10 protein-coding genes are annotated in these 13,855 nt (G+C 44.7%); 8 read left to right on the top strand and 2 right to left on the bottom strand.

Annotated features, from left to right (window positions below; all coding sequences use genetic code 11):
- Positions 1–336 precede the first annotated feature (336 nt).
- Positions 337–2,904, top strand: coding sequence for a beta-mannosidase (locus tag DD657_RS01030; protein ID WP_287048072.1), 2,568 nt, complete (start codon positions 337–339; stop codon positions 2,902–2,904).
- Between the two features lie 59 nt (positions 2,905–2,963).
- On the opposite strand, the gene metG is transcribed toward DD657_RS01030, so the two are convergent.
- Entirely contained in the window at positions 2,964–4,994 is a 2,031-nt protein-coding gene (metG, locus tag DD657_RS01025) for a methionine--tRNA ligase (protein WP_068691892.1), read from the bottom strand.
- Between the two features lie 320 nt (positions 4,995–5,314).
- Between metG and DD657_RS01020 the strand changes: the two genes are divergently transcribed.
- The 7 genes from DD657_RS01020 (at position 5,315) to DD657_RS00990 (ending at position 11,470) form a co-directional block, all read left to right on the top strand.
- Positions 5,315–6,205 (top strand): S66 peptidase family protein, encoded by an 891-nt coding sequence (locus DD657_RS01020; RefSeq protein WP_021986610.1) that lies wholly within the window; start codon positions 5,315–5,317, stop codon positions 6,203–6,205.
- A 24-nt stretch (positions 6,206–6,229) separates the two neighbouring features.
- Positions 6,230–6,688, top strand: coding sequence for a gliding motility lipoprotein GldH (locus DD657_RS01015; protein WP_021986611.1), 459 nt, complete (start codon positions 6,230–6,232; stop codon positions 6,686–6,688).
- Positions 6,689–6,709: 21 nt separating this feature from the next.
- Entirely contained in the window at positions 6,710–7,471 is a 762-nt protein-coding gene (gene trmB, locus DD657_RS01010; RefSeq protein ID WP_287048070.1) for a tRNA (guanosine(46)-N7)-methyltransferase TrmB, read from the top strand.
- Positions 7,468–8,547: a tRNA 2-thiouridine(34) synthase MnmA gene (gene mnmA / locus DD657_RS01005; RefSeq protein WP_021986613.1), complete on the top strand. Its 1,080-nt coding sequence runs from the start codon at positions 7,468–7,470 to the stop codon at positions 8,545–8,547. The genes trmB and mnmA overlap by 4 nt, the downstream gene beginning before the upstream one ends.
- A gap of 27 nt (positions 8,548–8,574) precedes the next feature.
- Complete coding sequence (locus tag DD657_RS01000; protein WP_068691889.1) at positions 8,575–9,414, top strand: AraC family transcriptional regulator; 840 nt, start codon at positions 8,575–8,577, stop codon at positions 9,412–9,414.
- 85 nt (positions 9,415–9,499) lie between these two features.
- Complete coding sequence (locus DD657_RS00995; protein ID WP_273134105.1) at positions 9,500–10,093, top strand: DUF417 family protein; 594 nt, start codon at positions 9,500–9,502, stop codon at positions 10,091–10,093.
- Positions 10,094–10,099: 6 nt separating this feature from the next.
- Positions 10,100–11,470: an FAD-dependent oxidoreductase gene (locus DD657_RS00990; RefSeq protein WP_287048067.1), complete on the top strand. Its 1,371-nt coding sequence runs from the start codon at positions 10,100–10,102 to the stop codon at positions 11,468–11,470.
- Between the two features lie 135 nt (positions 11,471–11,605).
- Here the strand turns inward: DD657_RS00990 and DD657_RS00985 are convergent, their stop codons facing one another.
- Positions 11,606–13,690, bottom strand: a complete 2,085-nt coding sequence (locus DD657_RS00985; protein WP_287048065.1) for an LTA synthase family protein — start codon at positions 13,688–13,690, stop codon at positions 11,606–11,608.
- Positions 13,691–13,855: the final 165 nt, after the last annotated feature.

Below are 13,855 nucleotides of genomic sequence, written 5' to 3'. Positions count from 1 at the left end.
ATTCGACTTTGTATTTTAGTGTTGTTTTTCATTGCTTATAATGATAGTTGTCTAAGTATTACATAGTTAATTTATAATGCCTACATTTGTATTAGAGTTATTTGAGGCAATGGAAAAACACAGAAAACTAAAGAGTTTCACTCATTTCTATATCGTTCCCCATTGTTTTTCTCTTCTTCTTCAAAAATCTATTGCTCAATAGATTACAATCAAATTTCTTGTTACCCTAAACACAATCAGGCAAAAAAACGGCTCTGAAATCACCGAAAAAACGGTCAAACGGAAATCATCAAAAAAAATGATTAAATTTGTCCATAACCCATAAAAAGATATCGCATGACTAAACGGTTCATCTATCTCACATTGATCGGCCTGCTGGGGTTCCCTGTTTTCACAAATGCACAAAACCACCGGCGTTTGGAGCTGGACAACAACTGGTACTTCCGGCAATACGACACAAAAGAATGGCTACAGGCCAATGTCCCCGGTTGTGTGCATACGGATTTGCTGGCAAACGGGAAAATCGAAGATCCCTATTACCGGACAAACGAAAGGGAACTTCAATGGATTGATAAAGTTGCCTGGGAATATAAAACAAACTTCGAAATAGACGATTTCACCTATGTCAAAAAGCAAAAACGCCTGACATTTTACGGGTTAGACACCTACGCCGATATTTTCTTAAACGGACACAAACTGGGACATTGTGACAATATGTTCCGCACCTGGAGCTATGATGTCTCGGATATGCTGAAAAAAGGCCGTAATGAACTGAACATCGTTTTTCTTTCTCCAACCGGGCAGGGGCTAAAAGAAATGGAAAAATACGGGCTGGCTTTACCGGCCGATAACGATCAAAGCGTATTGGGCGGGATGGAAAACAAGAAAGTCAGTGTCTTCACCCGAAAGGCTCCGTACAATTACGGTTGGGACTGGGGACCTCGCCTGGTGACCAGCGGCATTTGGCGACCGGTTGTACTCGAGGCCTGGAACGAAGTCAGGATTGAAGACACCTATATCCATCCGTTGAAAGTAGACAGCAAGCTGGCCCAGCTGAATGCTGAAATTACATTAACCGCCGCACATCCGCAAACCGCCGACATCGAAATCCGGCACGGTAACCGGATCGTATCGCAACAATCCGTCCCGCTGAAAAGCGGAAAAAACCGGATCGGTCTACCGATCAAAATCAAACACCCTAAACTGTGGTGGTGTAACGGACTCGGCAAACCTCATTTATATACCTTCGATATATGTGTCAAAACGGGAGCACAGACTCTTGACAACAAGCAAGTAACCACAGGATTACGCACCCTTCGGCTCGTCCGTAAAAAAGACAAGGCAGGCGAAACGTTCTATTTCGAACTAAACGGCGTACCGGTATTTGCCAAAGGAGCCAATTATATACCCAATGACGCTTTCCTTCCGCGAGTCAGCCGTTCCGATTACGAAAAAGTTATCGCAGACGCAACAGAAGCCAACATGAACATGCTTCGGATTTGGGGAGGAGGAATCTATGAGGACGATTATTTTTACGAATTGTGCGACCGGAACGGGATTATGATCTGGCAGGATTTTATGTTTGCCTGTGCTATGTATCCGGGCAACCCCGAATTTTTAGAAAATGTCCGGCAAGAAGCGGCCGACAACCTCATCCGTCTCCGGAATCACCCTTGTATAGCCCTCTGGTGCGGAAACAATGAAATCGGTGTCGCCTGGCGGCACAACAGCCCCGGAGGCTGGGGATGGAAACAAAAATATTCGACCGAAGAACAGGAAAGAATATTTCAGGCTTATCAAGATATTTTCCACCGGATACTACCGGAAGCCGTCGAAAAGTACACCGACGACATGGCTTATTGGCCCTCCTCTCCCATGTCCGGTCCGGGAGAATCGGATTTCGAGCTTCTGCCCGGAACCAGCGGAGACAACCACTACTGGGGGGTATGGCACGGTAAACACCGTCTGGAAGCCTTCGCCGACAACGTAGGGCGTTTCGTCAGCGAATACGGATTCCAGTCTTTCCCGGAATTTGAAACGGTAAAAAAATACACCGTACCGGAAGATTACAATATCGAATCCGATGTCATGGCTTCACATCAGCGCAGCGGCATCGGTAACCTGCGCATCAAAGAATACATGAGCTGGTATTACCGCGTACCGGAAAATTTCGAACAGTTTCTGTATATGAGTCAGGTGTTGCAAGCCAAAGCCATGGATATAGCCATGCGAACCCATCGCCGGGCAATGCCTTACTGCATGGGGTCATTACTGTGGCAACTCAACGACTGTTGGCCGGTAGCCAGTTGGTCGACAACCGATTATTACCACAACTGGAAAGCCGCACACTATGCCGTACGTGAAGCCTGCAAGCCCGTTATTGTCGTTCCCCGGAAAAACGGAAGTCAATTGGAGCTATGGGTGGTCAACGACCGCCTCAAAAAAGTCAAAGGGAATTGCATCATAGAATTACAGGATTTTGAAGGAAACGTATTAAACCGGATTCAGGCTGACTTTTCAGCGGAAGGCAATCGTTCGGTGCTGATAGATCATATCGGTTCAGACCGTTTGCTAAAAAATCATCCCCGGGAAAAAACACTAGCCGTCGTCACCCTTCGCAACGGCAATAAAATCCTGGATGAACACCATGTTTATTTTACAGAACCCAAAAACCTGGACCTGCCGGCTCATCCCCGGATCACCACCCGTTACAACGAAAAAAACGGGAGAAAATTTCTGACGGTAACAACCGATAAACTGGCCTGTGATGTTATGTTCTATTCACCCGGAAACACCGTCCGTTTCTCGGACAATTACATCGATCTGCTACCGGACAGGACATATACGATCGAATTATTTACCGATATTACCGATCCGGAAATAAAAACAAGATTTATACAGTAAGCGTAATAATAAGCCCCGCAGCAAAAATACTGCGGGGCTTATTGCATTGCCACAAAGCTTTACCGGATTTCCGATCCCGGTTTTATTTCTTTATCCGGAGTCACAAAAGAAAGAGCTCCGCCGGCATCCTCCGCCATCAGTATCATTCCCTGCGACTCGATACCTTTCAATGCTTTCGGCTCCAGATTCACCAGTATACTTACCTGCCGTCCGATGACTTCCTCCGGGGTATAATATTCGGCAATACCCGAAACCACGGTACGGGTATCGATACCGGTATCAACCGTCAGCTTCATCAATTTTTTGGTTTTCGCCACTTTCTCCGCCGCAACGATTTTACCGACCCGGATATCCATTTTCTGAAAATCCTCAAAAGTAATATCCGGTTTTGCCGGAGCAGCCGTTACATTCGCCAGCTCATTCGCTTTTTTCGTAGCCAGTAAACGGTCGACTTGCCGCTGAATCTCTTCATCCTCGATCTTATCGAACAACAAACCGGCTTCATTGATCCGGTGTCCGGCAGCCAATACATTGTCTCCCATCTTATCCCAGGACAACGGTTCCATATTCAGGAATGTCCTCAGCCGCAGCGCACTGAACGGCATAAAAGGTTCGGTCAATGCAGTCAAATCCGCCGCAATCTGCAAACAGATATTCAAAATCGTCTTTACCCGTCCTTCGTCCACTTTTATCAACTTCCAGGGTTCCGTATCGGCCAGATATTTATTTCCCAGACGGGCCAACCCCATACATTCCTTCAAAGCTTCGCGGAAATGGAAGTTATCCAGATTCTTCTCCACCCTTTCTACTATCCGGGGTATTTCTGCCAGTACTTCCTCATCGTATGCCGTCAATTCCCCTCTTTCAGGAACAATACCTCCGAAATATTTATGTGTCAACACCAGTGCCCGGTTGATAAAGTTACCGTAAATAGCTACCAGCTCACTGTTATTGCGGGTTTGAAAATCCTTCCAGGTAAAATCGTTGTCCTTTGTCTCCGGAGCGTTAGCTGTCAATACATAACGCAACACATCCTGTTTCCCTTCAAAATCGCGCAAATATTCGTGCAACCAGACCGCCCAGTTCCGGGAAGTCGAAATCTTATCCCCTTCCAGATTTAAAAACTCGTTTGCGGGCACATTGTCGGGCAAAATATAAGACCCTTCAGCCTTTAACATTGCCGGGAAAATAATACAATGAAATACGATATTGTCCTTACCGATAAAATGAATCATCCGGGTTTCCTTATCTTTCCAGTATTTCTCCCAATCCGGTGTCAGGTCCTTCGTCGCAGAAATATAACCGATCGGCGCGTCAAACCACACATACAAAACCTTGCCTTCAGCCCCTTCAACCGGCACCGGTACGCCCCAATCCAAATCCCGGGTAACTGCCCGAGGTTGCAGGCCATTGTCTAACCAGGACTTACATTGTCCGTAAACATTACTTTTCCATTCCTTGTGCTCTTCTAAAATCCACTTCTTCAACCAATCTTCATAACGATCCAGTGGCAAATACCAATGTTTCGTTTCCTTCAATTGGGGAGTATTACCGGTTATAGCCGAAACGGGATTGATCAAATCGGTTGCATTTAAGCTCGTACCACAGGCTTCACACTGATCTCCGTAAGCCCGTTCATTGCCGCAATGCGGACATTTACCGATAATGTAACGGTCTGCCAGAAACTGTCCCGCTTTCTCATCGTAGAATTGCATAGACGTTTTTTCAATAAACTTACCTTCATCATACAGTTTTTTAAAAAAAGCCGAAGACAATTCATGGTGGGTTTTCGAACTGGTACGCGAATAAATATCAAAAGAGATACCGAACTCCTGAAACGATTTTTTTATCAATTCATGATACCGGTCTACAATGTCTTGCGGAGTGACACCTTCTTTCTGAGCTTTAATCGTAATAGGTACCCCGTGCTCATCGGAGCCACCGATAAATACCACTTCTTCCCCCTTAGCCCTCAAATACCTTACATAAATATCGGCAGGTACATATACTCCGGCCAGATGGCCGATGTGTACAGGCCCGTTGGCATACGGTAATGCCGTTGTGATCAGATTTCTCTTGAAATGGCTCATATATATTCTTTTTAATGTTTTAGCGCTCAATTAAGCCGCAAATTTACAAAAAAATCGTATTTTCGCATGATTAAGTCGATTGACTTATTCAATGTTTTTATCGTACCCTTAAACCAGGACGATAAAACCCTTTAAAGAACTGATGTAGATTTTAGATTGTAGATTTACGATTTTAGATTGAAATGAATCTGATAACGAATCGGATTGCCAGTCAATCTACAATCTAAAATCGTAAATCGTAAATCTAAAATTAACACGTTTATTATTTTAGGTTTCTTCATCGACCGCAAGTCGGTCTTTAACTTTAGATACAAAAGTATATGCTACGTCCATCCTATTTACAAAGCGGGGACAAAGTTGCTCTCATTTCTCCGGCAGGCATTATCGATTCGCATGACATCGAATATGCCGGGCACATATTACGTTCCTGGGGATTAGAGCCTGTTATCGGCTCACATGCAACCTGTCAATGCGGTTATTTTGCAGGCACGGACAACGAACGGCTCACGGATTTACAATGGGCGCTGGATGACGAAGAAATACGTGCGATTCTTTGTACCCGGGGAGGGTACGGTTGTCTGCGTATCGTAGAAAAAGCCGATTACTCTATTTTTCAAGGTAATCCCAAATGGCTGATCGGTTTCAGCGATATTACCGTCCTGCATACCAAATTGACATCGTTAGGCATTGAAAGCATGCATGCCCCTATGCCGAAAAGTTATCGGGACACAACGGCGGAAGCGTTGTCCCACCTGAAAAATTTCTTATTCGGAGAGGTATCTCCCTATTTGCTTCCTCCCCATCCCTTCAACCGGGAAGGGATCGTACAAGCGGATCTGACAGGAGGAAATTTAAGCTTACTTCATTGCATCCGTTCTTCAGTCATCGAATACCCGACGCGGGGGGCAATCCTGTTTATCGAGGATGTCGGAGAAAATTTATATGCAATCGACCGGATGATGCAAAGTTTTAAGCTGACAGGACGCCTGGAAGAACTGCAAGGGCTCATTGTCGGAGGTTTCTCGGACATGAAAGGAGAAAACTTCGGAAAAACCGCAGAAGAAATTATCCGGGAAGCTGTAGAGGAATATGATTATCCGCTTTGTTTCGGTTTTCCGGCCGGACATATTCCGGACAATTACCCTTTGATTCTCGGATCGACAATCGAAATGAGTGTCGATAATGCGGGAAGTGAAATTACATTTCTTTAATTTATACAGGATCAGATTACAAAAATGAAAAAATATATTTGGACGGTTCTTGTTTTATGTATTTTAGCCGCTTGTCAACAGCCGGCAATTTTTGAAAACTACAAAACAATCGAGAAAGAGTCCTGGCTTATCAACGACACCGTCCGTTTCCAGGTTGACATCCCCCGGTCCGGAGAATACGACTTTAATGTCGGCATACGTCATACGACAGATTATGAAATGGCTAATTTATGGTGTTTTATACAAATAAAAGATTCGGCACAAACCATTCTCCGGGATACTTTGAATATAAAAATAGCAGAACCGGACGGCAGATGGCTGGGAAAAGGGAATTCCATAAAAACCTTGGAAACTCCGTCCCATATACATATGCTAAACGCCGGTAAATACACCTTCGACATTATTCAGGGCATGCGAACCAGATCTTTAAACGGCATCAAAAACGTAGGCCTGGTTATCCGCACAAAAGAAACCAATCACTGATCACCCGGTAAGGCACATTCTATGGCAAAAAACAAACTGGCAAAATTTGCGGAAATGGAAACATTAGAGAATGTATTCCAACCGGCTCACCGTGAAATTTTCCGCACCGATTACGATTTAAAAGGAAAATGGAATGAAAAAGTTTTCCGGAACGACCACCCGATTGTTTTGGAGATCGGTTGTGGCAAAGGGGAATATACCGTCGGGCTGGGCGAGCTTTTCCCCGATAAAAATTTTATCGGGATGGATATAAAAGGAGCACGCATGTGGCACGGTGCTAAAGGTGCGCTGGAAAAAAATATTCACAACGCCGTTTTCATAAGAGCTTATGCTGAATTTATGGAATCCTTATTCGCTCCGGGAGAAATAGCCGAAATCTGGATCACGTTTCCGGACCCCCAAATGTCGAAAGCCCGCAAAAGACTGACAGGCACCCGTTTCCTTTCCTTGTATAAAAAAATACTGAAAGCAAACGGGATTCTCCACCTCAAAACCGACAGTCCTTTTTTATATACCTATACGGCAGAATTGATAAAACACAATCACTTACCGGCCTCCGTTGTCACGGATGATTTATACGGAGGTGACCTGGACGATAAAATGCTGGGCATCAAGACATTTTACGAACAACAATGGCTTTCCCGGGGCAAAAAGATCAAATACATCCGTTTTTCTCTCGAAGGGAGCGATTCCCTGACAGAACCGGAAATTGCTATTGAAAAAGACGATTATCACAGTGAAGCCCGTTATATGGGGCCGACCCCTAAAAACCGAATGCTATGAAAAAACGGGTACTAATGGCCATGAGCGGAGGCATCGACAGTACTGTTGCCGCCATGTTGCTGCAAGAACAAGGATATGAGCTGGTAGGTGTTACCTATCGTACCTTCGATACGATTTCGCGGGGATGTATGGAAAAAGAAAAAGGATGTTGCAGTGTCGATTCTCTTTTTGAAGCCAAAAGAATGGCCGACGATCTGGGATTCGAACATCACATACTCGATATTCGTCAGGAATTCAAGGAAACGGTCATACACAACTTTATCGACGAATACCTGCACGGCCGTACACCCAATCCCTGTGTGATATGCAACTCGACGATAAAATGGGGCAAACTGCTTGAAACAGCAGATGAATTCGGTTGCAACGCAATCGCTACCGGACATTATGCCCGTATCGGCCGGCAGAACGAACGCTATTTTCTGCAAAAAGGAGTGGATGAAGCCAAAGACCAGACGTATTTCCTCTGGAAATTGAGTCAGGAAAACCTGGCCCGGACCCTATTTCCCCTTGGGGAACTCACCAAACCGGAAGTACGGGCGATCGCATTGAAACACGGGTATGAGAAATTATCGAAGAAAAGCGAAAGCCAGGAAATTTGCTTCATCCCCGACAACGACTACCGGGTTTTCCTAAACCAGCAGGTTGATGATTTCCAGGGCAAATACGGTCCCGGGGATTTCGTCGATACCCAAGGGAATATACTCGGCCGTCACAAAGGTTTTCCCAACTATACCATCGGACAAAGAAAAGGCCTGGGCATAGCACTGGGACACCCCATGTTCGTCGTTGCCATCCACCCCGAAGAAAATAAAGTCGTTCTCGGGACAAAAGAGGAATTACAGGGACAAAGCTGTTACGTAAGCGACATAAATCTTATGAAATATGCCCGGATTCCCGAAGGATTGACCGTTACGGCCAAAATCCGCTACCGCAACGCAGGCAGGCAGGCTTCACTGTTCCATGAAGGGGACAAGCTGCGGGTCGTCTTTCAGGAAACCGTAGACTCCATTACTCCGGGACAAAGTGCTGTATTTTACGAAGGTCAGGACGTTGTCGGAGGAGGTATTATCGATTGATTTCGGATTTACAGTTTAAAATTTTATATGGACTATAACTTCAATACCCGGCTAAAAGGGAATCTTACCCTGACCTCTGATTTCCATGCCAATCAGGCTTTACGGAAAGACAAAACATTATACAAATTCATCTGGGTACAAAACGGGACGATCACCCTTGAAATAGACCATATCGATATCACATTGGGCAAAGATGAGCTTATTTCGCTTACTCCCCTGCACCACATCGAATTTAAAGAAATAAACGGGACCTACCTTACCCTTTTATTCAACAGCAATTTTTACTGTATTTACGGACACGACCAGGAAGTTTCCTGCAACGGATTCCTGTTCAACGGAACCTCCAGCATAATCCGGTTGCAGCTATCGGACCGCCAATCGGCCCTTTTGCATGAGATTACGGACAAACTCGACAACGAATACCAAATCAAGGATAATTTACAGGAAGAAATGCTCCGTATCCTGTTGAAACGTTTCATCATCGCCTGTACCCGTATTGCAAGAGAAAAATTTGCCATCACGACCGATAAGGAAAAAAGCTTCGACATCATCCGTCAGTATTACGTATTGGTAGATCAGCATTTCAAAGAAAAAAAGATGGTGCAGGAATATGCAGACCTGCTGCACCGTTCTCCCAAAACCCTGTCGAATCTTTTCTCGAGCTACAATCTTCCTTCTCCCCTGCGCATCATTCACGAGCGAATCGAAGCCGAAGCCAAACGACTGTTGCTTTACACCGCTAAAAATGCGAAGGAAATTGCCGATATTCTGGGGTTTGAAGACCTATCCACATTCAGCCGTTTCTTTAAAAATATAACCGGCGAAAGCATCTCTGACTACCGGAAACGGGAAGTTGGGAAAAATTGACAAATGATCCGGTAAAATTGCCATTTATTCCGAAAGAGAAAACGATCATCTTTGTATCGTAAGTTTAACCTTTAATCTGAATAACATGGTAACACAAGTAAGTAAACTCGTCCACCGCTTTCTCTCATTGGCCGCCTCCAGCCAGAAACTCGGAATCAATCTGATACGTATATCCATTCTGATCATATTTGTCTGGATCGGGGGATTGAAGTTCTGGAATTACGAAGCAGAAGGCATCGTACCTTTCGTAGCCAACAGTCCGTTTATGAATTTCTTTTACAATAAAACCGCTCCGGAATATAAAGAATACAAAATGAAAGAAGGCGAATTCAATGCCGCCAAACAGCAATGGCACAAAGACAATAATACCTACGGCTTTTCACATGGTTTGGGTGTATTGATTATGAGCATCGGCATCCTGGTATTTATAGGTATGTTCTCCCCGAAGGCCGGACTTATCGGAGCCGCCTTAGCCATTATCATGACAATCGGTACGCTTTCCTTTCTGGTAACGACTCCGGAAGTCTGGGTCCCGGACCTCGGAAGCGGGGAACACGGCTTTCCGTTACTTAGCGGGGCAGGGCGACTGGTTATAAAAGACACAGCCATATTGGCAGGGGCCATTGTGCTGCTTGCAGATTCCGCCCAACGCATATTGAAAAAACAAAACTCAAAATAAACGACCATGAAACAGTATGATGCCATCATTATAGGTTTCGGCAAAGGCGGTAAAACACTCGCCGCCGAACTGGCCCGGCACAATTGGCAGGTAGCCGTAATCGAACGCTCTGAAAAAATGTACGGAGGCACTTGTATCAACATCGGTTGTATCCCGACCAAAACATTGGTTCACCAAGCTAAAACCGAAACATACAAACCTGAAATGAGCTTTGAGGAAAAAAAAGAATATTACCGCAAAGCCATTGAAAAAAAGGAGGAAGTCACGACTCTGCTCCGGGATAAAAATTACCATAATTTAGCCGACAACAAAAATATCACGGTTTATACCGGCATCGGTTCCTTTCTTAATGCAGATACGGTATCAGTCGCTATGCCGGACGGAACAACCGAACTGAAAGCCGGCAAAATATTCATCAATACGGGCGCAGAGACAGTCCTTCCCCCCATAAAAGGGATCCTTAACAATCCACTGGTATTCAACAGCACATCCATCATGGAATTGACAGAGCTGCCCCGACGGTTGGCGATCGTCGGCGGAGGTTATATAGGGCTTGAATTCGCTTCCATATACGCCTCCTTCGGATCACAAGTCACTGTTCTGGAAGGTTCTTCCGAGCTGATTCCCCGGGAAGACAGAGACATTGCCGAAGCGGTAAAAGACATTCTGGAAAGCAAAGGCATCCGGTTCGAATTGAATGTCAATGTTCAAAGCATAGAAAATACCGGAGAAACGGCAGAAATCACCTATCGGAATGCCCAATCCGGCCGGGAGCAACAGCTCAAAGCCGAAGCTGTCCTTCTGGCTACCGGCAGGCGTCCCGATACAACCGGATTAAACCTCGAAGCCGCAGGTGTCCGAACGGACGAAAGAGGTGCCATCCTAGTCGATGAATATCTGAAAACCACGAATCCGGCTATCCGGGCCATAGGGGATGTAAAAGGAGGTTTACAGTTCACTTATATTTCCCTGGACGACTACCGCATCATCCGGGAAGATTTGTTCGGAGATCACAGCCGGAAACAAAGCGACCGGAATCCGGTAAGCTATTCCGTCTTTATCGATCCTCCTCTTTCCAGAATAGGTATGAGTGAAACCGAAGCCCGGCAACAGGGACTCGATATAACGGTAAAAAAATTAGCCGTAGCCGCTATCCCCCGGATGCTCACCATTAATGAGAACAAAGGCTTGCTAAAGGCGGTCATCCATACTCCGACGGGAAAAATACTCGGATGTACGCTTTTATGCCCGGAATCGAGCGAGATAATCAATAGCGTGGCTTTAGCCATGAAAGCCGGTAAAGATTATACTTTCCTCCGGGATTTTATCTTTACGCATCCGAGTATGAGCGAAGCATTTAACGAATTATTCCATTGAGATAAAAACACAGGCCGGCAAGCGTATACTCCTGCAAAAAAGATCTGCGGATTTCAGTTGCCTGCTATTCCTGCTTACTATTGAGGCCCCCGGAAACCGGAGGCCTCAATGGTAAAAATACCGGTGAACTAAAAATTATAACCGGGCACGATAAGTCTTCACTTTCATCCATCCTCCTATCGTCTGGTAATTCATAATAGCCCGGTTTAATTTCTCCGTATCTTTCTGTTCCAAAGGCTCCAGTTCAATATTCTCTCCCGCTCCCTCGATTACCCGGAACTGCTCGGCCCGTTTCACCGGCGATAATATGGTCAGAATACCGTCTTCCCAATATCCCAGGCTTTGATAAGTAGCTACCAATGCCCGCGAAACATAATCCGGATCTAATATATTCTGTCCGTAAAAACGGGACTCGTAAGAGAAATGCAACAGACCGAATAAGGTCGGCATAAGATCGATTTGCGATACCAACGTATTGATTTCTCCGGGTTGTACAAATCCCGGGGCATAAATCATAGCCGGAATATGGTACTTCTCCAGGGGAATCTCTGTCTTTCCGGCACTGGAAGCACAATGGTCCGCCGTAATAACAAAAACCGTATTCTCGAACCAAGGTTGTTTTTTAGCTTCTTCAATAAACCGGCCCAAAGCATAATCGGTATATTTCACACCGCCTTTCCGGGATTTGGAATTTTCAGGAATATCGATTTTCCCGCCGGGATAGGTAAAAGGCCGGTGATTGCTGACCGTCATGATATGTGCAAAAAAAGGTTTTCCCAAAGCAGCATCCTGCCCCAACACCGACAATGCCTTCCGGTACATATCCTCATCACAAACACCCCAGATATTGGAAAAAGTAATTTCCTCCGGTGTAAAACTTTTTTTATCCACAATCTCATAGTCATTCCCCGAAAAGAAGGTTTCCATATTGTCGAAATAACTGTTTCCTCCGTAAAAATATTGTACAGAATATCCCCTTTCCTTCAACACCAACCCCGTTGAAAACAGATTTGCATTATCCGGACGCTTTATGATGCTTTGCCCGGGACTGGGCGGAATACATAAGGTCACAGCTTCCAATCCCCTCACGGTCCGGTTGCCGGCTGCGTACACTTTATTGAACACCAGACTTTCTTCCATCAACTTGTCTATATAGGGAGTAATACCGTCTGTATTACCATAACGGGATAAATAAGAAGCACTCAAACTTTCTACCGTAATCAACACCACATTTTTATGTATTTCCGGTAACGAATCCTTTATCCGGTAAGTATTACAGCGCCCGTCACTACGGTAAAACCTATTCATCATCACCACAGCCTCATCCGCAGGTAATGTCTGGTAAAATTTATGGTAATCCAGTTCGTTATTCATAAAAGCCGCGTAAAACCGGAAAATCCCATTCGACTGTAACTCATTCACATAAACATTATCCGATGTCTGAAAAACGGTATTAAAATTCAATAGTCCGATTCCGAACAATACGCTTACGCCATATACAACGGTCACTTTCAATTTGGTAAAAAAACAGGGTAACGCACCGAATACCTTCCCGGTTTTCCGTGTCAGTACCCATGTGACAAGTGCAGATACCACAAACAAGGCCGTCATTAACGGTAACATCGGATATGACTCAAAAATATTACCGATCACTTCGGTCGTATATATCAGGTAATCTACCGCTATAAAATTATAACGCACCCCGAATTCGTTCCAGAAATAATACTCGCTCACAGCGTTCAGCAAAATCGCCGTTACGTAAATAAAAACAAGTAAATAATATTCGATCTTTCTCCAGGGTTTCCGGAGTACAGGCATGAACAGCCGTAATCCGAAGCTAACGACCTTAAACCCTAAAAATCCGGCAGCGATTTTAGACGCCCCACCACCATATTCATTGAATATGGTATTGAAAAATTTCACATAACAAAACCCCAGGACCAAAGCTCCCCAGATCAAATATCCCCACGGTTTTCCGTATTTCCCTTCCGACCAGAAAATCAGATTCAGCCAGATAAAGAAACAAGCGATAATTCCGACACACAAATCGTTGGCAATCCCCAGAAAGAAGATTTCCAGCCATCCCACCAAAGGAAAAGCGACTTCCGTCTGATCATTAAACAACAATACAATCCGCAATACAAAACCGACAAGTACAGATAACCCGATTAATTTACCACATGTCGCAATAAATAAATCTTTTACACTGTTTTTTCTCATTTCACAAATCCATTAAATACGCTAAAAATTAACACAACCTTTCAATATCCTCATTATCTTTTATAAGAAGAAATCCCCCATAATAAATAAGTCAAGAGACCTATAAATTTTACAATGGCTACAAAAATAGTAATTTTCTACTCTGCATAAACGATAACTGTCAGA

It is taken from the genome of Culturomica sp. (assembly GCF_003524185.1).
Taxonomy (GTDB): Bacteria; Bacteroidota; Bacteroidia; order Bacteroidales; family Marinifilaceae; genus Culturomica; species Culturomica massiliensis.
Note: the sequence above shows the minus strand (reverse complement) of the source record. Positions and strands in the feature narration are given on the sequence as shown.

Coding starts and splice junctions, on each gene's coding strand:
- mnmA (WP_021986613.1), top strand. CDS start 7,468: ATGAAAAAACGGGTACTAATGGCCATGAGCGGAGGCATCGACAGTACT.
- DD657_RS01020 (WP_021986610.1), top strand. CDS start 5,315: ATGCTACGTCCATCCTATTTACAAAGCGGGGACAAAGTTGCTCTCATT.
- trmB (WP_287048070.1), top strand. CDS start 6,710: ATGGCAAAAAACAAACTGGCAAAATTTGCGGAAATGGAAACATTAGAG.
- DD657_RS01000 (WP_068691889.1), top strand. CDS start 8,575: ATGGACTATAACTTCAATACCCGGCTAAAAGGGAATCTTACCCTGACC.
- DD657_RS00990 (WP_287048067.1), top strand. CDS start 10,100: ATGAAACAGTATGATGCCATCATTATAGGTTTCGGCAAAGGCGGTAAA.
- DD657_RS00985 (WP_287048065.1), bottom strand. CDS start 13,690: ATGAGAAAAAACAGTGTAAAAGATTTATTTATTGCGACATGTGGTAAA.
- metG (WP_068691892.1), bottom strand. CDS start 4,994: ATGAGCCATTTCAAGAGAAATCTGATCACAACGGCATTACCGTATGCC.
- DD657_RS00995 (WP_273134105.1), top strand. CDS start 9,500: ATGGTAACACAAGTAAGTAAACTCGTCCACCGCTTTCTCTCATTGGCC.
- DD657_RS01030 (WP_287048072.1), top strand. CDS start 337: ATGACTAAACGGTTCATCTATCTCACATTGATCGGCCTGCTGGGGTTC.
- DD657_RS01015 (WP_021986611.1), top strand. CDS start 6,230: ATGAAAAAATATATTTGGACGGTTCTTGTTTTATGTATTTTAGCCGCT.